Genomic DNA, 23,349 nt, shown 5'->3' with positions numbered 1-23,349 from the left:
AGTCATGCTATTTTAGTAAGACGTTATGTGGTTGGCTGACGACGACATCGTGAGTTATGTACTCGTTAACCCGTTTTAAAATAGTACTTTTGCTTTATATTTAGGCACTTGATAGAAAATAACGGTCAAAAGCGTTGATTTACGCGCTTGAACTCGTATAATCCTTTCCCGTAACGCGCCCTTAGCTCAGCTGGATAGAGCACCTGCCTTCTAAGCAGGTGGTCACAGGTTCGAATCCTGTAGGGCGTGCCATATTTTAAGCCCCAGTACTTGTACTGGGGCTTTTTGATCGGCGCTTATTGTTTGAAGCGCACGACAAGTTCATGCAAATCGTCCGAGACCTTATCGACATCATTAATACAGTCATTCAACTGATTTGCACTCCGTTGGGTGGATGCCGCTAAGTTTGAAATATTGACGATTTGTTGATTAACGTCCTCTGCTACATGAGCTTGCTGCTCAACCGCAGTAGCAATTTGTGCTGACATATCAGCAATCTGCTCAACGGCCTGTGAAATACCTTCCAATACTTCACTACTTTTTAAGACGTATCCTAGTCCTTCTTCAGCATTTTGCACGCCTACTTTGGATACGTTTACTGCTTGCTGAGCTCGACCGGTCAGCTCAGAAATAATATTGTGGATATCTTGTGTTGATTGCTGAGTTCGAGTCGCTAATACGCGTACCTCATCAGCGACGACAGCAAAACCTCGTCCTTGCTCTCCAGCTCTTGCCGCTTCGATAGCCGCATTAAGTGCTAATAGATTCGTTTGTTCAGCAATATTTTCAATGATTTGGGCGACTTGAGCAATTTTTGTGGTCTGCTCAGAAACACTTTCAACAGAGTGACCAATCTGCTGCACCGTTTGTTTGAGCTTTTCAATTGAATCTCGAGTAATGTGGGCCGTTGTGACGCCGTTTTGAGTCAACGTATTGGCTGTTGATGCTTGCCCCGCCGTATTATTAACATGCTCGGAAACATCATTGATTGAAGTGCTCATTTGGTTCATCGCCGCAGCGACAGTCTCGGTTTCGGCTTGCTGGCGTATGATTTCTTTACGGGCGCTTTGAGTTAAGCTTTGCCCACGCTTCATGCCCGATGAAACGTCACTGGCCGCGTTTTCAATTCGCGCCAAAATGGTACTGAGATGAGCGGCTTGACTGTGGAGGGAGACTTTAATCGTTCCTAGATCGCCACTATCGTCTGTATAAGTGCTGACCGCTAACGGGTGACTAAATGAGTTTTTCAGTAGTGCGCTGAGTGATGCAAACATTTTCTTGCGTGAGTATGAGATCCAAGCCGAGAAGATAACAACACTCAATAGAAAAAAGCGCTCAGAGAGTTGAGAGTAACCGATATTCCATAAAACGATGGCGAACAAGAAAGCGATACTTAACAATAGATATTCAGGGTGCGCGAGCAAAGCTAGTGACTTTGTTGATTTTCCAGACTTAATTCGTTGATAAAACTTTTCTGCACGAGCAACTGCTTGTCTCTCTGGACAAGAACGGACAGACTCATAACCCACGACTTTTCCATTTTTAGTAATTGGAGTGGCATAAGCATCTACCCAATAGAAATCGCCGTTCTTACAACGGTTTTTCACCAACCCCATCCAAGGCTTTCCTGCTTTTAGATATTGCCACATTACCTCAAATGCTTCAGCGGGCATGTCGGGATGGCGTACGATATTATGCGGTTGACCAATCAGCTCGTTCTTGCTGAAACCACTGATGTCGACGAAGGCATCGTTACATTCCAAAATAATACCTTGGGTGTCGGTCACCGTAATTAATTTGGTTTTTGGGTCAAAGGTTTTTTCTTTATTGGTCGTTGGTTGGTTATTACGCATAACGATATCCTAAGCAAGGGGATGCAGTGAATCAAATCCTTTCCATTAATAAGAGTAATACAAATTTGATAATCGGCTATGGCGTAATAGGGTAAATCCACTTGCTTATTTAAAAATAGGATCAGAATCGGTTCGGTTTACTTTTAAAGAATCGCAGGTTTTGCTTGATTATTATGCTACTATTTTCTGGTGTATAAGTTTGTTTGATAAGGCTCGTTGTTATGACTTCTTGCTCTGATCCTGTTTCTCGTGTGAGTTGTGCTCACTGCCAATCTCATGATGGACTGGAATTTTCATTTACGATGGCTTTTCAGCCGATCATTGATGTTAAAAATCGGACGATTTTTGGCTATGAAGCATTGGTGAGAGGCGAGCAGGAGCAGTCTGCTTACTCAATAATTTCTCAAATTAATGAGCATAACCGTTATTTGTTTGATCAAACTTGCCGAGTGAAGGCGATTCAGCTCGCTAGCCAATTAGGGTTAGATTCGATGTTGAGTATCAATTTTTTACCGAATGCGATTTATCAACCAGAACGCTGTTTGCGGACAACGATAGAAGCTGCTCAACGCTATGATTTTCCTATCTCCCGGATTTTATTTGAATTTACTGAAGTTGAAAAATTTGAAGATACGACACACGTTAAACGAGTAGTGGAGTATTATAAATCGTTGGGTTTTTTAACTGCGATTGATGATTTTGGTTCTGGCTATTCTGGATTGAATCTCTTGGCTGATTTTCAAACCAATATCGTTAAATTAGACATGCAGTTAATTCGTGGTATTGATGTGGATCTGACCCGACAAAGTATAGTACGTAACTGTTTAACGATGTTTAAAGATCTGAATATTACACCGTTGGCCGAAGGGGTTGAAACGCTGGCGGAGTTGGGCTGTTTAATCGCACTGGGCGTTCCATTAATTCAAGGTTATGTCTTTGCTAAACCTGGTTTTGAGTGTTTACCTAAACCGGATATTAACCACATATTGAATACCCTTCCTACTTGAAGCTGCAGCGATGTTGGCTACGTTCGTTCACCCCAATCACATAGTTTGCCTATGCTCATGGAGATTTACTCACTTGCCGCCTACCTGCAACTTCAACTCGTTTGGGTATAGTCTATAGCGGCGATGTATATCGAGCCTCCTCGGATAAAAACGCTAAGTAACAGGGTTACTTAGCGTTTTTTCTTATTATCTTATGCGATGTTTCAGCATGAGAGGAGTCTATTAGGTTTAGATAATGACAACAATCGCCAATAGCACCAATAATCCCCCCAAAATAGAAGGGCGTTGGAAGCGGTTCGCCGCTTTTAGCTCTGAACCAGGGACAACGGGCACGGTGGTTGAAAGAGCAGCAACGGGACCCCCTGTTAAGAAGTACTGCATAACCGCACAACCACCAGCAGCGGCCGCGGCGGCGGCAAGTGGAGAAACATCGTATTTCAGTACAATCGTCAGAAATGGTAATACAATCGCTGCTGATGCTGCGTTTGATTGAGTGATCAAACCAGCAATCGCTGACACTAACAACATTACCACGATCGGTGCGTAGTTAAGCGCAGGATCAAACCAGTTGGCGACTATGTCTACGACACCAACATTACGAATGACAGTTGACATAAATAAGAAGCCGATAGTCGCAATGAGCGGGATAGCAACTCGTTGTACGCCTTCAAGCATCATTGACTCAGCTTGTCCTAGTGGTGTTTTGGCTAAAATGGCGACTAACAAAGCAGAGAACACACCAACTAAAAACACTGGATAACCGATAGTAAAACCAATCACCAAAGCAATGAAAGGTAAAATAGCGATTAAAAAGCTTTTGTCTTCATATTTATCTTTAATGTCTTGCAATATGGCATTGATTTGCTCTTGAGTATAAGTAATACCACTACGTTTTTGCTCAACGCGTAGACGCCAAAAGCTGATCGCAATAATTGATAAAGCGGTCACCGCACCAATGACGTTGATCATACCAAAGCCAATACCAGCAGTGGCGATGACAGCAAGTAGGGTTGGGTGAGTGAATCCACCAAAGTTACCTAAGTGACCGGCATGCGCTTGTAATCCTGCGACTTTATCTGGATTAACACCGAGTTTAATCGCGGCAGGACCAGTAATTACCGCAGTAATAGCGGGTTGGGTAAAGCCAGTCAGACCACCAATCACGCCAGCAGCGACGGTTCCTGCACTGGCAATGCCAGGGCCTCCTCCAAAGCGGCTACCCAACAAAATGATGCGTTGAATAATCACATTGAGGAAGCCGGTTTTTTCCATGACACCAATAAAAAGTAATACACCCGCCATATCAGCAATCACGGGGTGTAAACTGCCGTTGACCATTTTCAAAACAGTAATATCCGCACCACCGGTGACGGGGAAACCAGCCAGTAAAGCGGCCAATGTCGAGCCGATAATCGCGGTCATATACAGTGGCGTTCGACCACTGATCATTAATATCAGGGTAAGCCCGATAACTAATTGTGCAATAAGTAACATAGTACCTCTCTTAATTTAGTAATTGACGATCCCTTCTCACTTGCCGTTGCCGCGGTATTGAATGTATCAATGACACTTAATCATAATGTTACTAATCTTAAGGCCACGGATTCACTGACCACCGACTCGCTATCTCATGTTGTCTGGGCATCGACGATGTTGATGATGAACCATTTTGAGCAGAGAATATCACCACTTCAGAGTTAGATAATGAGTATAAAGTGTTATAAAAAGTAATTACCTAGTGTTTCAGTCTGTAAGATGAGGAAACTATACCGAATTAAAGGGGGGTAATGATGACAATGATCATGGTTGTTGGCGAAAAGAGACGGCCTTTCTCGGAGAAAGGCCGTTTTGTCTAATAGCTCTCAAAATCATCTTAAAGCGATGTCAGGGAGAAGGTGGTTGGAATCACGATGTTGCTTCAATCGTATTAATGGCGTGGATCAGTTTGTCGGATAGGTGAGCTTTTTGTCCGTTTTTGAAGTTAAACATGACTACGGTCGCCGAGCCTGTCGTGGTCACTTTGCCCATTTTTTTACTGACCGCTTGATATTCCATAGTAAAACGATCGCTTTGAATATCAACTACACGTGAACCAATCAGTAAGGTATCAGGAAAGGTGACCGGAATTTTGTAACGGCATTGGGTTTCACTTAGCACTGGGCCGATACCTGTACTTTGCGTTTCTTCCATCAGGGCAACTTGTTTGAAATAGTCGATACGCGCGGTTTCAAAATAACGAAAGTAAACCACATTGTTCACATGCTGTAGCGCATCCATTTCTCCCCAAGCCACAGGGATTTCAGTAATAACCGGAAAATCAGCGAGTAAATGTTCCATAAAAGTCAGTTCCTGTATTCGTGTGACTGGTTATTCTAGCGTGAACGACATGGATGATGGTGAGTTTGGTAACATTAATTTAACGTTTTGAGGGGTGAGTAGCAAAGTTAAAGACAACCTACGGTGAATAATTTCATTCTTAACAGTAGGTTGTCTTGATTGTGTGGCTCTTTGTTAAGAGAAGGTTAGTTTTTGGGGTGAGTAAATCCACCGTACAGATCCATACGACGATGGCGTAAATTAGTCACTGAGCCTTCAGTATTGAGCTGCTTCAGTTTATCGAGATCAACATCGGCAAAAATGATCATTTCGGTGTTAGGACTTGCTTCAGTGATTGTTGCATCATGTGGAAAAAAAACATCGGACGGTGAAAATACAGCCGATTGCGCATATTGAATATCGACATTATCAACCCGTGGCAGGTTACCGACGCTTCCCCCGATAGCCACATAACACTCATTTTCAATCGCTCTGGCTTGCGAGCAAAGCCGCACACGTTGATAGCCATTTTTGGTATCTGTCCAAAATGGCACAAAAATAATCTGCACATCTTGCTCTGCTAGCATCCTTCCTAGTTCTGGAAATTCACTATCATAACAAATTAAAATCCCCACTCGTCCGGCATCGGTTTCAAATACGCGGACTTGATTGCCTCCATCAATTACCCAGTCACGTTTTTCATGGGGAGTAATGTGTATTTTGTATTGTTCGTCGATAGAACCATCACGATGCAGCAAATACGCTACGTTATACAATTGACCATTTTCTAACACTGGCATGCTGCCAGCAATAATATTGATGTTGTAAGTGACGGCCAGCTTTGAGAAATGATGTTTGATTTGTTCACTAAAAGAAGCAAGAAAACGAATCGCTTCGACGCTGTTTTGTTCACGTTTTAATCCCATCAGTGGCGCATTAAAAAACTCCGGGAACAGGGCAAAGTCGGCTTGATATTTGGCTAATGAATCAATGAAAAACTCAGCTTGATCGAGCAAATCCTCTACGCCATCAACGGCGCGCATTTGCCACTGGATGATACCAATACGAACCAGCGTTTTTTCAACGTCGTGTACCGACTGAATATCTGCCTCATAGAAAAAATTATCCCATTCTAATAATGTTGCGTAGCCTTTTGAGTGGTCATCTTCTGGGAGATAATGGCGCATGATACGCTTAACATCAAAATCGTTCGCTAATTGAAAAGAGAGGATCGGGTCGTGTAACTCACGGCGTTTTACTTTTTCAATATAGTCAGCAACGGGCATTTGATCGGCGTGTTGAGCATAGCCTGGTATACGTCCACCCGCTAAAATCGCCTTAAGGTTATTACTGCGGCATAACTCTTTTCTCGCCGCGTACAACCGTCGCCCTAAACGTAAACCACGATAATCAGGATGGACAAACACATCCAAGCCATAGAGAGCATCACCGCTGGTTTTATGCTGAATGACATTATGTTCACTGATAATGTCAGTGTAGACATGCGGTAGAGAGAATCGGTTGTAATCGACTTTGATGGTGAGAGCGGCACCGATGATTTTACCATCGTCTTCGATACAAATCTGACCATCGGGAAATTGATGAATGAGATCCATGATCGTCATTCGTGGCCAAGCTCCCCCAACATCGTGGAAAACGAGATCCATCAGTGCGGCTAACTCAGGATAATCGTTCTTTTCAATCACACGCAGAGTTAAGCGTGGCGCGATATTACTCATACTTTATGAACTCCTTTTTTAACCATACTGGCTAATTTATTGGCGCGATTCAAGGTTAAAGATAGTGAGCTATCTATTCGTTACCGCATTAGGTGGTGTCGATAGGGTTAATTTTATAACAGAAATGTCATTAACTTGTCGCACAACCTGGATGCTTGTCACGCGATTGCCGCTGAAAAAATAGTCACCATGGTCCATAGTACTAGCTTATTTTTCGTCAACCGATAGATGACATTTATCGGTTTACCATACATTGAGGTAACACTCATGAAGTCCTGTCCATTACCGCTTTTATATACTTTAGTCAGCGCGGCTCAGCTGATTAAACGTCAATGGCGGAAATTTTTATGGCTCTCTTGGCCACACTTAGTGATCACTCAGTTAGGGGGATGGCTTCTTTCCAATCCGTTTTTCTCTGAGCAATGCCCTTTGGTGTTCCTAACGGGGGTAGTGATGATTGGTGTGACGGCTTGGGTTACCGTCAGAATGCACAGAGCTATTTTACTCGATCATTCATTCGAGATGAAGAATCCACAACCCGTCTCTGGGCTAAGAGAATTGAGAGTCATCGGTTATTGGTTATTGCTATTTTCGGGATTATTGGTACTTATTTTTCTATCAACTTTCTCAGTCATGATTCTATTTGAACTCTCTTTCTTTGGTTTAGCGTTGCTGTTTTTGCTATTGGCTGTACCGGTTATTTGGTTATTTTCTCGCTGCCTATTAGTGATCCCTGCGGTATCGATTGACGATGAACCACGCGGGCTCATTACCGCATGGCGTTTGTCTCAGCCTTATCAGATATCGCTGTTTTTGCTCGTTGGTGTGTTACCACTAGGGGTTGGGTTCGTGGTGTATCAGTCAGCCCAATGGCATCAAAGTGTCAGTTTTTCATTGTTGGTGAATATATTGGGTTATGCATTTTGGATCTACGAGCTATGTCTATTGTCGCTCAGTTATCGATGGATTAAACAGCGTAAACAGATCGATAACATGCTTGATACCTCGTCAAATAAACCGTCTTTACTGATTAAAGAATAATGTTGGTATGGGTAGAAGGGTCATTCATATAGATAAGAGCCATCCTTGGTTCGCATCTGCATCTATCTATCTATCGTGTCAGGGTAAGCATTATTCGCAAGGGGGGGCTAAGTGAATTAACGCTAAACCTCCCAACGCCGTTTCACGATATTTTTTATTCATGTCTTTCCCTGTTTGGAACATGGTTTCAATCACTTTATCTAAAGAGATTAAGCACTTACTTGTGCGTTTCAGTGCCATGCGAGAGGCATTAATCGCTTTAACGGCGCCCATCGCATTACGTTCAATACAAGGAACTTGCACTAAGCCGCCAATTGGGTCACATGTCATTCCTAATGAATGTTCCATGGCAATTTCTGCTGCCATACAAATTTGTTCATTACTGCCGCCACGTAATGACGTTAATCCTGCCGCCGCCATGGAAGAGGATACGCCGATTTCTCCTTGGCAACCGACTTCGGCTCCTGAAATGGAGGCATTCATTTTATATAGCATACCAATTGCCCCCGCGACGGCGAGAAAATCTTTAATCTGTTTAAGATCCAAAGGGCGAATAAAGCGATGATAGTACATCAGTACTGCGGGAATAACTCCGGCTGCGCCATTGGTTGGGGAAGTGACGACCTGACCTCCAGCCGCATTTTCTTCACTGACCGCAAAAGCAAATAAGTTAATCCAATCCATGACTTCTAATGGGTCTTGTTCTGTGGACGCATTGGCTTCGAGTTTTTTCAAGAGCGCAGGTGCTCGGCGAGTCACATTAAGTCCGCCTTCTAAAATCCCTTCGGTTTCAAACCCTCGTTCCATGCAAGAGGACATCACTTGCCAAATCTGTTCTGATTTTCGGTCGATCTCTTGCCCATCACGCAAAGCAAGTTCATTGCGAAGAACGAGACCGGCGAGACTAAGCCCATTACGTTGCGCTTTGTTGAGCAAGTCATCGGCACAGGTAAAAGGAAATTCAACGTTAATGGGTGAAGCGGCGTGACCATGTTCAAGTTGCGCAGCGGTAGCAATAAACCCACCACCAATTGAGTAGTAAGTTTCAAAAGCGACAAGGCGATGTTGCTGATCAAACGCGCTAAACGTTAGGCCATTTTCATGTAAAGGTAAGCTCTGTGGATGAAAAAGGAGATCATCTTGATGAGAAAAAGGGATGTTTTTTTTACCTGCTAAATTTAACGTAGCGGTTTGTTGAATGGTGTGTAAATCCATCTTCGCTTGTGTGATATCAATAGTATCTGGCTGATTACCGAGTAGTCCGAGCAATACCGCGCGATCGGTATGGTGACCTTTTCCGGTCAATGCTAATGAGCCATACAAATCAATCTGGATTCTGGTCACCAGCGATATATCCTCAATCAAGGATAAAAATTGAAAGCCAGCGATCATCGGTCCGTTGGTATGAGAGCTGGATGGCCCAACACCAACTTTAAAAATATCAAATATCGACAACATAATGTTTCCCTTATTGGTGTAATGCACTCGGCTACGTTTAGTGAGTATATACCCTTCCAACTTGAAGCTGCAGCGGTGTGAGCGGCGTTTGTTTATCTCTATCACATCGTGTCTATGTTCATCGGGCTTCACTCACTTGCCACTTCGCTGCGACTCCTCGTTATTCGGGGATAGCGCTCTTTTTCTTGTCATACTGAAAGCGACGCTGCGTTCAGCGCAAGGTTGTTTTGATGAGTGTTATCCATCGAAAACCGAGTGTGCAGAGGATAATATAAAACCTAGTATTTTACTCGGGTATTTGCTATTTTTCGCAAAATACCACCAAAAGAGCAGCATTGATGTCTATCTGGCAAACCACGACACTGACCAATCGTTACCATGCGTTACCCAAGGTTTTTTATCGAGAAGTAATGCCCCAACCGCTCGATAATCCACAATGGATAGCATGGAATGCGGAATTCGCTACTCAGTTCGGTTTACCCGATCAACCCGATCAAGAACTGCTTGTTTGTTTCTCTGGGCTACAGATGCCGGAGAGTTTTAAACCATTGGCAATGAAATACGCGGGTCATCAATTCGGGGTTTATAATCCAGATTTAGGCGATGGGCGAGGTGTGCTATTAGCTGAAATAACCAGTCTCTCAGGGGAAGTCTTTGATCTGCATTTAAAAGGTGCTGGACTTACCCCTTATTCACGGATGGGGGATGGGCGTGCGGTCTTACGTTCGACAATCCGTGAGTATTTATGTAGCGAGGCGATGGCGGGATTAGGCATTGCCACCACTCGAGCGCTGGGGATGATGGTTAGTGATACGCTAGTCTATCGTGAGCAAGCAGAAAAAGGCGCTTTATTAGTCAGGATGAGCCAAAGCCACGTGCGTTTTGGTCACTTTGAGCATTTCTTTTATACTAATAAAATCAATGAGCTACGTTTGTTGGCCGATAAGGTTATCGAGTGGCATTATCCGCAATGTCTGCAAGCGGATAACCCTTATGCTGATTGGTTTGCACAGGTTGTTGAGCGAACCGCAAAGATGATTGCTCAATGGCAAGCGGTCGGTTTCGCTCATGGGGTGATGAATACGGATAATATGTCTATTCTTGGACAAACGTTTGATTATGGTCCTTTTGGGTTTTTAGATGATTATGACCCAAGTTTTATTTGTAACCACTCGGATTATCAAGGCCGTTATGCCTTTAATCAGCAACCAAGAATAGGTTTATGGAATCTGTCTGCTTTAGCACACGCTTTATCACCACTTATTGACCGCGGAGATTTAGAACAAGCCTTGAGCCGTTATGAACCGCTACTTAATCAATATTTTAGCGAGCTAATGCGTCAGAAACTAGGCTTATTGACCCAGCAGCCTGGGGACAGTGAGTTATTCGACCAGCTATTTACGTTACTCGCGAAACATCGAGTCGACTACACGCGTTTTATGCGTCAGTTATCGTGTTTAGATCATGCTGATGAACAAAGCGTTATCGATCTCGTTGCTGATAGAGACGCTGGTCAGCGGTGGCTAGAGCATTATCTGCAGCGTTGTCAGCAAGAGAAAGACGCTCAAGGCCATTTAGTCTCGGTCTCTCAACGTTGTGCCACGATGCGTAAGCATAATCCGAAATACATTTTACGAAATTACTTGGCACAGATCGCAATTGAACGCGCTGAGCAGGGGGACTATCGTGAACTGGAGCGGTTAACCAACGTGTTACGTGACCCTTTTTCTGAACAAGTCGAGAACGAGCATTATGCTCAATTGCCGCCAGATTGGGGAAAGACGCTGTCGATAAGCTGCTCTTCTTAGCTTATGTTCTCTTGCGCCTCGAGGTTACTATCGGTCTTTTTTAAGTAGGACCTTCATCCTATTCTCATCTCGACGATGTCTTGTTGACTATAGACTCGTCATTACGGTGGGACCGTCGAGTGTCGAATTTTTTAAAGTATAAAAGTAAGAGCAAGATCTCTTTTTATCGATTTGGATAAAAAAAGACCTCGATTCTCTTGAAAAAGCCTTTATTGTCCCCATTTCGATTACAGCGTGTTGAAACGAGGTGATGGATTTTTTAGCACTTAGGCGAGTTTTTATCAGATTGACGGGTTCCGGCTTGGGGTTTAACTCGACAGCAAAAGCTTGGGTCGGTAGAATGTCGCGTCTAAATTTTTGTCCTGAGACTAATCAGAGATACCTTTATTCGGCGCAAATCGGCAAAGATATCACTCATTAGTCCGGCGTGAAGGTGAGTTAACTGGATACGCCGATGCTCAATGTTTTATCGCTAAGTGTTCAATCGAGCACCACACAAGGATGCAGCCAGTCAACGTATTGGCTCATGATGCTCAGTAATACTGAGCCAGTTTTGAGGTTTATAAATAATGCAAGTTACTGTTGAAACGCTAGAAGGCCTAGAGCGCCGTCTCAATATTACTGTTCCAGCTGCAAACATCGAAGATGCGGTGACAGCGGAACTACGCAACATCGCGAAAAACCGTCGTTTTGATGGTTTCCGTAAAGGCAAAGTGCCAATGAAGATGGTTGCTAAGATGTACGGCAAAGCAGTACGTCAAGATATGCTTGGTGAAGTGATGCAGCGTCACTTTATCGAAGCTATCGTAAAAGAAAAAATCAACCCAGCGGGCGCACCAACGTTTGCTCCTGTTTCAATGGAAGAAGGCCAAGATTTGGTATTCACCGCTACTTTTGAAGTTTATCCAGAAGTTGAGTTGAAAGGTTTAGAAAACATTACGGTAGAAAAACCAGCAGCAGAAGTGACCGATGCCGACGTCGCTGAAATGCTAGAAACGCTTCGTAAGCAGCAAGCGACTTGGGTAGAAGTGGATGAAGCAGCTGAAGAAGGTAAGCGTGTTTCTATCGACTTCATCGGTTCGATTGACGGTGAAGAGTTTGAAGGCGGCAAAGCGGAAAACTTCCCACTAGAAATGGGCGCAGGTCGTATGATCCCTGGTTTTGAAGACGGTATTGCTGGAAAAACCAAAGGCATGGAATTTGAAATCGACGTGACTTTCCCAGAAGATTACCATGCGGAAAATCTAAAAGGTAAAGCGGCTAAGTTTGCTATCAAAGTAAACAAAGTTGAAGCTCGTGAGCTCCCAGAATTGAACGATGAATTTGTTGCTAAATTTGGCGTTGCAGACGGTGGTCTTGAAGGTCTTAAAGCTGAAGTTCGCAAAAACATGGAACGTGAGCTAAAGCAAGCGATCAAAACACGCGTTAAAGAGCAAGCGATTGAAGGCTTAGTAAAAGAGAACGAACTACTGGTTCCTTCTGCTTTGGTTGACCAAGAAATCAACGTACTACGTCAGCAAGCAGCCCAACGTTTTGGTGGTAACACTGAAGCGGCTAACCAACTTCCACGTGAGCTATTTGAAGAACAAGCGAAACGCCGTGTTGTTGTTGGCCTACTACTTGGTGAAGTGATCCGTACTCAAGAGCTGAAAGCGGATGAAGAGAAAGTAAAAGCGATCATCGAAGAGATGGCCACCGCTTATGAAGATCCAAGTGAAGTGATTGCTTACTACCAGCAAAATGAGCAAATGATGAACAACATGCGCAATGTAGCTCTAGAAGAGCAAGCGATTGATGCCATCATTGCCAAAGCACAAGTAACGGAAAAAACCGTTAGCTTTAATGAGCTAATGAACCCAGAAGCGGCTTAATTTTAGTCGGTGATCAGCAAGAAGGGTTGACGAAACCTCGACTCTTCTGCTAACAATGGTCCGTGTGATGCCCATCATTCGGGCCATTTATTTTAGGGATATTAAGACTATGAGCTACCAAGAAAAAAATGCAATGTCGCCAATTATTGACGCGCTAGTACCCATGGTGGTGGAACAAACTTCTCGTGGTGAGCGCTCATACGACATCTATTCTCGCTTATTGAAAGACCGTGTTATTTTCCTAACGGGTCAAGTAGAAGATCACATGGCAAATCTTGTCGTGGCTCAACTGCTTTTCTTAGAATCTGAAAATCCAGATAAAGATATTTTTCTATACATCAACTCACCCGGTGGCAGCGTAACCGCAGGTATGTCGATTTATGACACGATGCAGTTTATTAAACCGAATGTAAGTACCCTGTGTGTTGGACAAGCTTGCTCTATGGGCGCTTTTTTATTGGCCGGTGGTGCTCCTGGCAAACGTTACGTTCTGCCTAACTCACGTGTCATGATTCACCAACCACTCGGTGGATTCCAAGGGCAGGCATCGGATATTCAGATCCATGCACAAGAAATTTTGAGCATCAAGAATAAATTAAATACGCTACTTGCAGAGCATACCGGACAGCCACTAGATGTCATTGAACGTGATACTGACCGAGATAACTTTATGTCAGCGCAGCAAGCAGTCGATTACGGTATTGTTGATGCGATACTTACCCATCGCGGTGAATAACAATCGTAATAATTGATTAACGCAATTTGGGGTAAATTGTTATACACTCAAATTATCAAGAGTAAAGGCTAAGAGGTTAGCGAATGACAGATAAAAGCAAAGAGGGTAGTAGCAGTAAGCTACTGTACTGCTCTTTCTGTGGCAAAAGCCAGCACGAAGTTCGCAAGCTAATCGCAGGTCCTTCAGTCTACATTTGTGATGAATGTGTCGATCTTTGTAACGATATTATTCGTGAAGAGATCAAAGATGTTTTACCGAAGAAAGAGTCGTCGGCGTTACCAACACCGCGTGAAATTCGTGAACATCTTGATGACTATGTGATTGGCCAAGAACACGCGAAAAAAGTGCTCGCTGTTGCGGTATATAACCACTATAAGCGTTTACGTAACGGTGATACGACCAGTGATGGTGTGGAACTCGGTAAAAGTAATATTTTGCTGATCGGTCCAACCGGTAGCGGTAAAACACTGTTGGCAGAAACGTTAGCTCGCTTTTTGGATGTGCCATTTACCATGGCCGATGCTACGACCCTGACGGAAGCGGGTTATGTGGGCGAAGATGTTGAAAACATCATCCAAAAATTGCTACAGAAATGCGATTACGACGTTGCAAAAGCGGAGCGCGGAATCGTGTATATTGATGAAATCGATAAGATTTCACGCAAAGCAGAAAATCCGTCGATCACTCGAGATGTCTCTGGTGAAGGCGTTCAACAAGCACTGCTTAAATTGGTTGAAGGTACCGTTGCTTCTGTTCCGCCACAAGGTGGACGTAAGCATCCTCAGCAAGAGTTTTTGCAGGTTGATACCTCCAAAATCCTCTTCATTTGTGGTGGTGCTTTCTCTGGTTTGGATAAGGTGATTGAGCAACGCGTTGCTAAAGGCACTGGGATTGGTTTTGGTGCTGAAGTTCGTTCAAAAGACAACAGTAAGTCATTGAGTGAATTATTCACCCAAGTTGAGCCAGAAGATTTGGTTAAATACGGTCTGATTCCTGAGTTTATTGGTCGTTTACCAGTGACCGCAACGTTGACGGAGTTGGATGAAAAAGCGTTAATTCAAATCTTGTGTGAGCCTAAAAACGCGCTGACTAAACAGTACGCCGCTCTTTTCGAGTTAGAGAAAGCAGAACTTGAATTTCGTGAAGATGCCTTGCGTGCTATCGCTGCTAAAGCGATGAAACGCAAAACAGGAGCACGTGGTTTACGTTCAATTCTCGAAAATGTTCTGTTAGAAACCATGTACGAGCTCCCTTCAATGGCAGACGTTGAAAAAGTCGTGATTGACGAATCCGTCATTAATGGTGAGTCAGAGCCGCTACTTATTTATTCTGGAAATGAGAGTCAGGCAGCAGGCGCTGAGTAAAAAGTGTTCAACCATTTTTAAAAGGAGGTAGTGATACCTCCTTTTTTTAATTCCGTCATTGAATCCAGTCAGTTAGGCCCCATATACTCCGATATACATAAAAGCGGAAGAGAGAATAATATGAACTTGGAACGTTCCGAGCGTATCGAGATCCCAGTACTACCTCTGCGCGATGTGGTGGTATACCCACATATGGTCATTCCTCTGTTTGTTGGCCGTGAAAAATCCATCCAATGCTTAGAAGCAGCGATGGATAACAACAAACAAGTGCTCTTGGTTGCTCAAAAACAAGCTGAAACCGATGAGCCGAAAGTTTCCGATCTATTTGCAGTAGGAACGGTAGCGACCATTCTTCAACTATTAAAACTGCCAGACGGTACGGTCAAGGTTTTGGTTGAAGGCCAGCAGCGCGCGAAAATTAATCAATTTCATGAGGGTGATTTCTTTTCAGCAGAGGCGGAATATCTGCTGACACCAGAGTTGGATGAAAAAGAACAAGAAGTGATTGTTCGCAGTGCGATCAATCAATTTGAAGGCTTTATCAAACTGAACAAGAAAATCCCACCTGAAGTACTTACTTCACTGAATGGGATTGATGAAGCCGCTCGCTTAGCTGATACCATCGCCGCTCACATGCCCTTAAAATTGGTGGATAAGCAAAAAGTATTAGAGATTTTAGACATTTCTGAGCGTTTAGAATTTTTAATGGGGCAAATGGAGTCGGAAATCGATCTGTTACAAGTTGAGAAGCGTATTCGCACTCGAGTGAAAAAACAGATGGAGAAATCTCAGCGTGAGTATTATTTGAATGAGCAAATGAAAGCTATTCAAAAAGAGCTCGGTGAGATGGACGACACGCCTGATGAATTCGAGACTCTGCAAAAGAAAATCGATGATTCAAAAATGCCCAAAGAAGCTCGCGATAAAACTCAGCAAGAGCTACACAAACTCAAAATGATGTCACCGATGTCAGCAGAAGCAACCGTGGTGCGTAGCTACATCGATTGGATGGTCAGCGTGCCTTGGACGAAGCGTTCGAAGGTTAAAAAAGATCTCGCGAAAGCGGAAGAAATCCTTAACGCTGATCATTACGGTTTGAAACGAGTTAAAGAGCGCATCTTAGAGTATCTTGCGGTGCAAACTCGGATCAATAAACTCAAAGGCCCTATCCTATGTTTGGTTGGACCTCCAGGGGTTGGTAAAACGTCATTAGGTCGTTCTATTGCATCAGCAACGGGTCGCCAGTATGTGCGTATGGCACTAGGTGGGGTACGTGATGAGGCGGAGATTCGTGGTCACCGTCGGACTTATATTGGCTCACTGCCTGGAAAATTAATTCAGAAAATGGCTAAGGTTGGGGTAAAAAACCCACTTTTCCTGTTGGATGAAATTGATAAAATGTCTTCAGACATGCGTGGCGATCCTGCTTCAGCGCTGTTAGAAGTTTTGGATCCAGAACAGAACAATTCGTTTAACGACCATTACTTGGAAGTGGATTACGATTTATCTGATGTGATGTTCGTTGCGACATCAAACTCGATGAATATTCCAGGGCCACTGCTGGATCGTATGGAAGTGATTCGCTTGTCTGGTTATACCGAAGATGAGAAGCTCAATATTGCTAAGCGCCATTTGGTGAATAAGCAGATTGAGCGTAATGGACTAAAGCCCAGCGAAATCATCATCGAAGATTCAGCGATCACTGGCATTATTCGCTATTACACGCGTGAAGCTGGTGTGCGTGGACTGGAACGCGAAATTTCGAAAATTTGTCGTAAAGCGGTGAAGAAGATCCTGCTCAATGCCTCAGTGAAAACGGTAACGGTCAACCAAGAAAACTTAAAAGAGTTTTTAGGGGTACAGCGTTTTGATTACGGTAAAGCCGATGATAGTAATCGAATTGGTCAAGTAACGGGGTTAGCGTGGACAGAAGTTGGTGGTGACTTACTGACGATTGAGACTCAATCGATGCCAGGTAAAGGTAAGTTAACCCAAACGGGTTCACTTGGCGATGTGATGCAAGAGTCTATTCAGGCCGCCATGACCGTCGTTCGTTCTCGTGCCGATAAATTAGGCATCAATAGCGATTTTTACGAGAAAAAAGACATCCATGTCCACGTTCCTGAAGGCGCAACTCCGAAGGATGGGCCAAGCGCCGGTATTGCAATGTGTACGGCACTGGTATCAAGCTTAACGGGTAACCCTGTTAAAGCTGAAGTCGCAATGACGGGAGAAATCACGTTACGTGGTGAAGTGCTCCCTATCGGTGGCTTAAAAGAGAAGTTGTTAGCAGCGCATCGTGGCGGTATAAAAATGGTCTTAATTCCAAAAGACAATGAACGTGATTTGGAAGAGATCCCAGATAATGTCATCGCAGATTTACAAGTGATCCCTGTCCAGTGGATCGATGAAGTCTTGCAGCTTGCCTTAGAAAATGACCCAGCTGGGGTTAGTTTTGCTGTTGTAAAATAGTGATGTGTAGCAAAAATAACTAAAAGATTACGCTGATAGGTCGAAAAAGGCTTGTCAGCGTTTTTTTTGGGAGCTAACGTTACCAACTATGGCTTAAGCCCTGTTGTAATAAGGCATTAAGCCTGTTTTTAATCTTAATGGAACGAAATCGGCACCGAACAAAACAATAACTTGGTGACCAAAGGGGAATTACAGTGAATAAGACACAACTAGTAGAAAAAATCGCAGAAAATGCGGATATTTCCAAAGCATCCGCAGGTCGCGCACTGGATGCATTTATCGAAGCAGTGACCGATACACTTCAATCTGGTGATCAAGTAGCGTTAGTAGGTTTTGGTACTTTCTCTGTCCGCTCACGCGCAGCTCGTACTGGCCGTAACCCAAAAACGGGTGAAGAGATCCAAATTGCTGAAGCTAAAGTACCCGCGTTTAAGGCTGGCAAAGCTTTAAAAGACGCTTGTAACTAATACAGGGTGTTTTTTGCCGTTTTAACGCAAAAATAATTCGAACCTTTTGAAATTATGCGCATCCTACTGATGCGCATTTCTTTTTCTGATATTATCGCGCTATTCAATTTTGGCTGAAGCATTTAGCTTCAAACCCGGAGAGCAGTACAACTATGATGGAACGATTACGCGAAGGCGTGAACAGCATCGCGGTGAAAATTATCCTAGGACTCATCATCCTATCGTTTATCTTTGCAGGCGTGGGTAACTATATCGTTGGCGGCGGCAATAATGCAGCGGCCAAAGTCGGCAAGACAGAGATCAGTCGTGGGGAATTTGAACAGGCGTATCAAAATGAACGTAATCGCATGCAGTCACAACTTGGCGATTACTTTTCTACATTACTAGCAGACCCAACTTATGTCGCTTCACTACGACGCTCAGTGCTTGATAGCATGATCAATGATATTTTAATTGAGCAGCATGCACAGTCGCTCGGTTTACGTGTAAGTGATAATCAAGTTCGTCAAGCCATTATTGCCATGCCAGAGTTCCAGTCGGCAGGTCAATTTGATCAAAATATCTATCAATCTGCTCTGCGTCGTGCAGGGTTTACCCCCGATGCTTTTGCCGAGTATATGCGTCGTAGTCTGGTCCGTGATCAACTGGTTGCGGCTTTACAGACCAGCGAGTTTACTTTACCCGGTGAAGTCGAAGGGTTGAGTGCGTTAGTGGCTCAAGCTAGAGATGTGCGAACCATCACGCTACCGACCACTGATTTCGCAAAAGAGGTTCAGCTAACAGATCAAGAGATTGAGCAGTATTATCAACAAAATGATGATCGATATACTCGTCCGGAACAGATGAGAATTTCTTATATCGAGTTGTCAGCGCAGCAGTTGAAACAAGCCATCACCATTACGGATGAGCAGACCAAAGCATTCTATGACGCGCATCAAGATAAATATGCTTCTAAAGAACAGCGTAAAGTCAGCCACATCATGATCCAAGGTGATGATCAACAAGCAGCTCAGGCGATTTTAGATCAATTACACAATGGGGCGGACTTTGCTCAATTGGCGAAAGAGAAATCACAAGACATTGGTAGTTCCCAAGAGGGTGGTGAGCTAGGTTGGATTGAACGTGATACGATGGACGCGGCTTTTGAAAGTGCGGCTTTTGCTCTTCAACAAGTCGGTGAAATTAGCGGGCTGGTAAAATCGGATTTCGGCTACCACATCATTAAACTTGATGAACTTAAGGCTCCAGTGATTAAGCCTTATGAGCAAGTTGCTGCTGAGATAAAAGCAGAGTTACAAGATCAGCAAGCGGTTGATCGGTTTTATCAACTACAAACTGAGCTAGAGCGTATTGCTTTTGAGTCACCAGACTCGTTAGATGAAGCCGCTAAGGCAATTGGCGCAGACATTCAACGTACGGATTTTATTTCAGTCGCAGAATTGCCTGCTACATTGAGTGCTCCTGCGGTTATACAAGCGCTGCGACAGCCAGAAGTCAAAGAAGATCAACTGAACTCGGATGCAATTGAAATTGCCCCTGAGCATGTTGTGGTTGTCCGTGTTGAGCAAACTCGTCCAGAAATTATTTTACCGTTGGCCGAGGTTCGTGAGCAAATCGTTGCGACGTTATCGCGTTTAAAAGCGGAGCAGCAAGCATTGCAATTGGCAAACGATTTAGTCACGGGTTTAAACGCTGGCGATAATAGTTTATTAGACGACCATCAATTAGCCTTTAGTGAGGTTCAGCGTATGGACAGAAGTTCTCCATTGGCTGAAATCGTCTTCTCTATGCCGAAGCCAGAAGGCGAGCATCATGTTTATGCACATGGCAAAGATGCACAAGGCAACGTTGTTGTTATCGCTTTAGCTGCTGTGACGACTGAGGTTGACCCACAATTGAATCAGCAAATTGGCGCTCAGTTATCTCGCATTGGACTACAACAGAATGTTGAGGGTATTTTGGGTGTATTACGTCAAAATACGAAAATCCAATATTATGGTTTAGAGCAATAACGGCCTGTTATGTAAATAACATGTTTGTCATTTTGGGCTGCATTTGCAGCCCATTTTATTTTCTTGTTTTGTTCAAATAGTCGATGTGACTAATCCTTTATTATCGTCTTGTCTACCCCTGTGCTATGAGAAAATACAACGTTGTTGATCACCAAGATCCAGCGTGTTCGATCGGTGATTCCTGTTCTATCTGGTGGTGTAGGGATGCGATAAACACTTAAACAAGGAAGGAACAATGATTAAGAATTATTTACTTGCCCTGCTGCTGGGCTTAAGCCTGCCCGTTAGCCAAGCGATGGGCGAAGAAACGGTCAGCGTTAATCAGGGCTTTGAGATCACAGTGAATGTTAATACCGCCTCTGCAGAAGAGATCGCAACTTTGTTACAAGGCATTGGCTTGCAAAAAGCTCAGGCGATTGTTGAATATCGTGAGATAAATGGTCAGTTTTTAACAAAAGAAGATCTAACTAAAGTGAAGGGAATCGGGCCAGCAATCGTGGCAAGAAACGATAAACGTATTTTACTGTAATGTGAACCACCCGCGAACAAGAAACTCAGGCTTAGCCCTGAGTTTTTTTATGAGGGGGACTCCTCGTCTGAAACTCGCATCTTATTGCCAGTTCAGTATATAATTCATCGTTGACCAATCACGCGATGAGTCGTGAACTAAACGAATGGAGTAAAGCATGTCCTTGCAAACAACGGTAATTACCGTGGATGGACCTAGTGGCGCTGGTAAAGGCACACTGTGTATGTTGTTGGCGAAAAAGCTCGGTTTTCAACTGTTAGATTCGGGCGCAATCTATCGCGTACTTGCCTTAGCCGCGATTCATCATGGCGTTGACCCTGAGTCTGAAGAGGCATTAGTTCCTCTAGCCACACACCTTGATGTTGAGTTCATTGCTGAAGGCGACTTGGTTAAAGTAATTTTAGAAGGTGAAGACGTTTCTAAGGCCTTGCGTAAAGAAGAAACGGGTATGGCCGCCTCAAAAATTGCTGCCTTGCCTCGTGTCCGTGAGGCGTTATTGCGTAGACAGCGTGCGTTCGAGCAAGGTAAAGGCTTAGTGGCCGATGGGCGAGATATGGGAACCGTGGTCTTTCCTGAAGCTGCGGTAAAAATTTTCCTTGATGCAAGTGCAGAAGAGCGTGCGCGTAGACGCTATAAGCAGTTGCAACTGAAGGGCCTTGATGTTAAATTTGACGCCCTTTTAAGCGAAATTCAAGAACGTGACGATAGAGATCGTAATCGTTCAGTGGCGCCACTGCGTCCAGCGGAAGGTTCGCTATTATTAGATTCAACGACTTTGTCTATCGACGAGGTTGTGGCTCAAGCATTACAATACATCGAATCGAAGTTAGCGGAATAAACCACGTTAGCTAAGAACGTTGGTCGCAAGGATGATGACTGGCGATTTTAACAACCCCATGCGGTAGGATACCCGTGGACGTTTAATTATTGAAGATTAAATACATGACTGAATCTTTTGCTCAACTCTTTGAAGAGTTTCTAAACGAAACCCAATTTCAACAAGGTACTATCGTTAAAGGTACTGTAGTTGCGATTGAAAATGGCTATGTACTTGTTGATGCAGGCCTTAAGTCTGAGTCTGCTATTCCAGCAGAACAGTTCAAAAACGCTGCGGGCGAACTAGAAGTAGAAGTTGGTTCAGAAGTTGACGTAGCACTTGACGCTGTTGAAGACGGTTTCGGTGAAACTCAACTTTCTCGTGAGAAAGCTAAGCGTCACGAAGCTTGGATCGTTCTTGAGAAAGCTTACGAAGAAGCTGAAACGGTTATCGGTATCATCAATGGTAAAGTTAAAGGTGGCTTCACTGTTGAATTGAACGGTATTCGTGCATTCCTTCCAGGCTCTCTAGTTGACGTACGTCCTATCCGTGACACTGCTCACCTAGAAAACAAAGAGCTAGAGTTCAAAGTTATCAAGCTAGACCAGAAGCGTAACAACGTTGTTGTTTCTCGTCGTGCTGTTATCGAATCAGAAAGCAGTGTTGAGCGTGACGAACTTCTTGAAACTCTACAAGAAGGTACTGAAGTTAAAGGTATCGTTAAGAACCTTACTGATTACGGTGCATTCGTTGATCTTGGCGGTGTTGATGGTCTACTACATATCACTGATATGGCGTGGAAACGTGTTAAGCACCCATCAGAGATCGTTAACGTTGGTGACGAAATCCTAGTTAAAGTTCTTAAGTTTGACCGTGACCGCACTCGTGTATCACTAGGTCTAAAACAGCTAGGCGAAGATCCATGGGTAGCTATTGCTAAGCGTTACCCAGAAGGTCACCGACTAACTGGTCGTGTTACTAACCTAACAGATTACGGCTGCTTCGTAGAAATCGAAGAAGGCGTTGAAGGTCTAGTACACGTTTCAGAAATGGATTGGACTAACAAGAACATCCACCCATCTAAAGTTGTTAATGTTGGCGACGAAGTAGATGTGATGGTTCTTGATATCGATGAAGAGCGTCGTCGTATTTCTCTAGGTCTAAAACAGTGTAAAGCTAACCCTTGGCAGTCATTCGCTGAAGCGCAAGCTAAAGGCGACAAAGTAACTGGTAAGATCAAGTCTATCACTGATTTCGGTATCTTTATCGGTCTTGACGGTGGTATCGATGGTCTTGTTCACCTATCTGATATCTCTTGGAATGTTCCTGGAGAAGAAGCGGTACGTGATTACAAGAAAGGCGATGAGATCTCAGCAGTTGTTCTAGCAGTAGATGCAGAGCGTGAGCGCATCTCTCTAGGCGTTAAGCAAATGGAAAATGACCCATTCAATGCTTACGTTGCAGACAACAAGAAAGGCACTCTAGTTAACGGTACAGTAACAGCCGTTGATGCTAAAGGCGCAACGATCACTCTTGAAGATGGCGTAGAAGGTTATATCCGCGCTTCTGAAATTGCTCGTGACCGCATTGAAGATGCCTCTCTTCTTCTAAGCGTTGGTGATAAAGTTGAAGCGAAATTTACTGGTGTTGACCGTAAAAACCGCGTAATCAACCTATCTATCAAAGCGAAAGATGAAGCTGATGAGCAAGAAGCAATGGCAACTATCAACAAGCAAGATGAAGCTGCTTTTGGTAATGCAATGGCTGATGCTTTCAAAGCTGCTAAAGGCGAATAAGTTAAATTCGTAAATAGAAAGGAACCTGCATAGGTTCCTTTTTTTTGCCTTTTCTCTACAAAA

17 protein-coding genes and 1 tRNA gene are annotated in these 23,349 nt (G+C 43.8%); 13 read left to right on the top strand and 5 right to left on the bottom strand.

Going from position 1 to position 23,349, the window contains the following annotated elements; genetic code table 11:
- The first annotated feature begins 175 nt into the window (after positions 1–175).
- Positions 176–252 (top strand) — tRNA-Arg (locus FKN88_RS11355).
- Positions 253–296: 44 nt separating this feature from the next.
- Here FKN88_RS11355 and FKN88_RS11350 read toward each other — a convergent pair.
- Positions 297–1,853 carry a PAS domain-containing methyl-accepting chemotaxis protein gene (locus FKN88_RS11350; RefSeq protein WP_154168651.1) on the bottom strand — a complete coding sequence of 519 codons (1,557 nt, stop codon included), beginning with the start codon at positions 1,851–1,853 and terminating at the stop codon, positions 297–299.
- A 221-nt stretch (positions 1,854–2,074) separates the two neighbouring features.
- On the opposite strand from FKN88_RS11350, the gene FKN88_RS11345 reads away from it, so the two are divergent.
- Positions 2,075–2,860 carry an EAL domain-containing protein gene (locus tag FKN88_RS11345; RefSeq protein WP_154168649.1) on the top strand — a complete coding sequence of 262 codons (786 nt, stop codon included), beginning with the start codon at positions 2,075–2,077 and terminating at the stop codon, positions 2,858–2,860.
- Between the two features lie 228 nt (positions 2,861–3,088).
- Here the strand turns inward: FKN88_RS11345 and FKN88_RS11340 are convergent, their stop codons facing one another.
- The 3 genes from FKN88_RS11340 to FKN88_RS11330 all read right to left on the bottom strand — a co-directional run bounded on the left by FKN88_RS11340 (position 3,089) and on the right by FKN88_RS11330 (position 6,915).
- Positions 3,089–4,354, bottom strand: a complete 1,266-nt coding sequence (locus FKN88_RS11340) for an SLC13 family permease (protein ID WP_187985571.1) — start codon at positions 4,352–4,354, stop codon at positions 3,089–3,091.
- 411 nt (positions 4,355–4,765) lie between these two features.
- Entirely contained in the window at positions 4,766–5,197 is a 432-nt protein-coding gene (locus FKN88_RS11335) for a thioesterase family protein (protein WP_004395652.1), read from the bottom strand.
- A gap of 185 nt (positions 5,198–5,382) precedes the next feature.
- Complete coding sequence (locus FKN88_RS11330; RefSeq protein WP_004395651.1) at positions 5,383–6,915, bottom strand: bifunctional GNAT family N-acetyltransferase/carbon-nitrogen hydrolase family protein; 1,533 nt, start codon at positions 6,913–6,915, stop codon at positions 5,383–5,385.
- 267 nt (positions 6,916–7,182) lie between these two features.
- Between FKN88_RS11330 and FKN88_RS11325 the strand changes: the two genes are divergently transcribed.
- Positions 7,183–7,956, top strand: a complete 774-nt coding sequence (locus FKN88_RS11325) for a sugar transporter (RefSeq protein WP_154168645.1) — start codon at positions 7,183–7,185, stop codon at positions 7,954–7,956.
- A 90-nt stretch (positions 7,957–8,046) separates the two neighbouring features.
- Here FKN88_RS11325 and FKN88_RS11320 read toward each other — a convergent pair whose 3' ends face one another.
- Positions 8,047–9,414 (bottom strand): L-serine ammonia-lyase, encoded by a 1,368-nt coding sequence (locus FKN88_RS11320; protein ID WP_154168643.1) that lies wholly within the window; start codon positions 9,412–9,414, stop codon positions 8,047–8,049.
- 338 nt (positions 9,415–9,752) lie between these two features.
- On the opposite strand from FKN88_RS11320, the gene FKN88_RS11315 reads away from it, so the two are divergent.
- The 10 genes from FKN88_RS11315 (at position 9,753) to rpsA (ending at position 23,286) form a co-directional block, all read left to right on the top strand.
- Entirely contained in the window at positions 9,753–11,222 is a 1,470-nt protein-coding gene (locus FKN88_RS11315; RefSeq protein ID WP_154168640.1) for a YdiU family protein, read from the top strand.
- Between the two features lie 569 nt (positions 11,223–11,791).
- Positions 11,792–13,093 carry a trigger factor gene (gene tig, locus FKN88_RS11310; protein WP_154168638.1) on the top strand — a complete coding sequence of 434 codons (1,302 nt, stop codon included), beginning with the start codon at positions 11,792–11,794 and terminating at the stop codon, positions 13,091–13,093.
- A gap of 109 nt (positions 13,094–13,202) precedes the next feature.
- Positions 13,203–13,829, top strand: coding sequence for an ATP-dependent Clp endopeptidase proteolytic subunit ClpP (gene clpP / locus FKN88_RS11305; RefSeq protein WP_004395646.1), 627 nt, complete (start codon positions 13,203–13,205; stop codon positions 13,827–13,829).
- Between the two features lie 83 nt (positions 13,830–13,912).
- Positions 13,913–15,193 (top strand): ATP-dependent protease ATP-binding subunit ClpX, encoded by a 1,281-nt coding sequence (clpX, locus tag FKN88_RS11300; protein ID WP_004395645.1) that lies wholly within the window; start codon positions 13,913–13,915, stop codon positions 15,191–15,193.
- 120 nt (positions 15,194–15,313) lie between these two features.
- Positions 15,314–17,665 (top strand): endopeptidase La, encoded by a 2,352-nt coding sequence (lon, locus tag FKN88_RS11295; protein WP_004395644.1) that lies wholly within the window; start codon positions 15,314–15,316, stop codon positions 17,663–17,665.
- A gap of 194 nt (positions 17,666–17,859) precedes the next feature.
- Entirely contained in the window at positions 17,860–18,132 is a 273-nt protein-coding gene (locus FKN88_RS11290) for an HU family DNA-binding protein (protein ID WP_004395643.1), read from the top strand.
- 152 nt (positions 18,133–18,284) lie between these two features.
- On the top strand, positions 18,285–20,144 hold the full coding sequence (gene ppiD, locus FKN88_RS11285) for a peptidylprolyl isomerase (RefSeq protein WP_154168636.1): 1,860 nt from the start codon (positions 18,285–18,287) through the stop codon (positions 20,142–20,144).
- 235 nt (positions 20,145–20,379) lie between these two features.
- Positions 20,380–20,673 (top strand): helix-hairpin-helix domain-containing protein, encoded by a 294-nt coding sequence (locus FKN88_RS11280; RefSeq protein WP_154168634.1) that lies wholly within the window; start codon positions 20,380–20,382, stop codon positions 20,671–20,673.
- Positions 20,674–20,830: 157 nt separating this feature from the next.
- On the top strand, positions 20,831–21,511 hold the full coding sequence (cmk, locus tag FKN88_RS11275; protein WP_154168632.1) for a (d)CMP kinase: 681 nt from the start codon (positions 20,831–20,833) through the stop codon (positions 21,509–21,511).
- A gap of 104 nt (positions 21,512–21,615) precedes the next feature.
- Complete coding sequence (rpsA, locus tag FKN88_RS11270) at positions 21,616–23,286, top strand: 30S ribosomal protein S1 (protein WP_004395639.1); 1,671 nt, start codon at positions 21,616–21,618, stop codon at positions 23,284–23,286.
- Positions 23,287–23,349: the final 63 nt, after the last annotated feature.

The organism is Vibrio sp. 2017_1457_13, assembly GCF_030851525.1.
Lineage (GTDB): Bacteria > Pseudomonadota > Gammaproteobacteria > Enterobacterales > Vibrionaceae > Vibrio > Vibrio metschnikovii.
This window is presented reverse-complemented; position numbering and strand designations above follow the sequence as displayed.

What these genes read in the sequence shown, in the direction of transcription:
- FKN88_RS11350 (WP_154168651.1), bottom strand. Translation starts at nt 1,853, where the DNA reads ATGCGTAATAACCAACCAACGACCAATAAAGAAAAAACCTTTGACCCA.
- FKN88_RS11345 (WP_154168649.1), top strand. Translation starts at nt 2,075, where the DNA reads ATGACTTCTTGCTCTGATCCTGTTTCTCGTGTGAGTTGTGCTCACTGC.
- FKN88_RS11340 (WP_187985571.1), bottom strand. Translation starts at nt 4,354, where the DNA reads ATGTTACTTATTGCACAATTAGTTATCGGGCTTACCCTGATATTAATG.
- FKN88_RS11335 (WP_004395652.1), bottom strand. Translation starts at nt 5,197, where the DNA reads ATGGAACATTTACTCGCTGATTTTCCGGTTATTACTGAAATCCCTGTG.
- FKN88_RS11330 (WP_004395651.1), bottom strand. Translation starts at nt 6,915, where the DNA reads ATGAGTAATATCGCGCCACGCTTAACTCTGCGTGTGATTGAAAAGAAC.
- FKN88_RS11325 (WP_154168645.1), top strand. Translation starts at nt 7,183, where the DNA reads ATGAAGTCCTGTCCATTACCGCTTTTATATACTTTAGTCAGCGCGGCT.
- FKN88_RS11320 (WP_154168643.1), bottom strand. Translation starts at nt 9,414, where the DNA reads ATGTTGTCGATATTTGATATTTTTAAAGTTGGTGTTGGGCCATCCAGC.
- FKN88_RS11315 (WP_154168640.1), top strand. Translation starts at nt 9,753, where the DNA reads ATGTCTATCTGGCAAACCACGACACTGACCAATCGTTACCATGCGTTA.
- tig (WP_154168638.1), top strand. Translation starts at nt 11,792, where the DNA reads ATGCAAGTTACTGTTGAAACGCTAGAAGGCCTAGAGCGCCGTCTCAAT.
- clpP (WP_004395646.1), top strand. Translation starts at nt 13,203, where the DNA reads ATGAGCTACCAAGAAAAAAATGCAATGTCGCCAATTATTGACGCGCTA.
- clpX (WP_004395645.1), top strand. Translation starts at nt 13,913, where the DNA reads ATGACAGATAAAAGCAAAGAGGGTAGTAGCAGTAAGCTACTGTACTGC.
- lon (WP_004395644.1), top strand. Translation starts at nt 15,314, where the DNA reads ATGAACTTGGAACGTTCCGAGCGTATCGAGATCCCAGTACTACCTCTG.
- ppiD (WP_154168636.1), top strand. Translation starts at nt 18,285, where the DNA reads ATGATGGAACGATTACGCGAAGGCGTGAACAGCATCGCGGTGAAAATT.
- FKN88_RS11280 (WP_154168634.1), top strand. Translation starts at nt 20,380, where the DNA reads ATGATTAAGAATTATTTACTTGCCCTGCTGCTGGGCTTAAGCCTGCCC.
- cmk (WP_154168632.1), top strand. Translation starts at nt 20,831, where the DNA reads ATGTCCTTGCAAACAACGGTAATTACCGTGGATGGACCTAGTGGCGCT.
- rpsA (WP_004395639.1), top strand. Translation starts at nt 21,616, where the DNA reads ATGACTGAATCTTTTGCTCAACTCTTTGAAGAGTTTCTAAACGAAACC.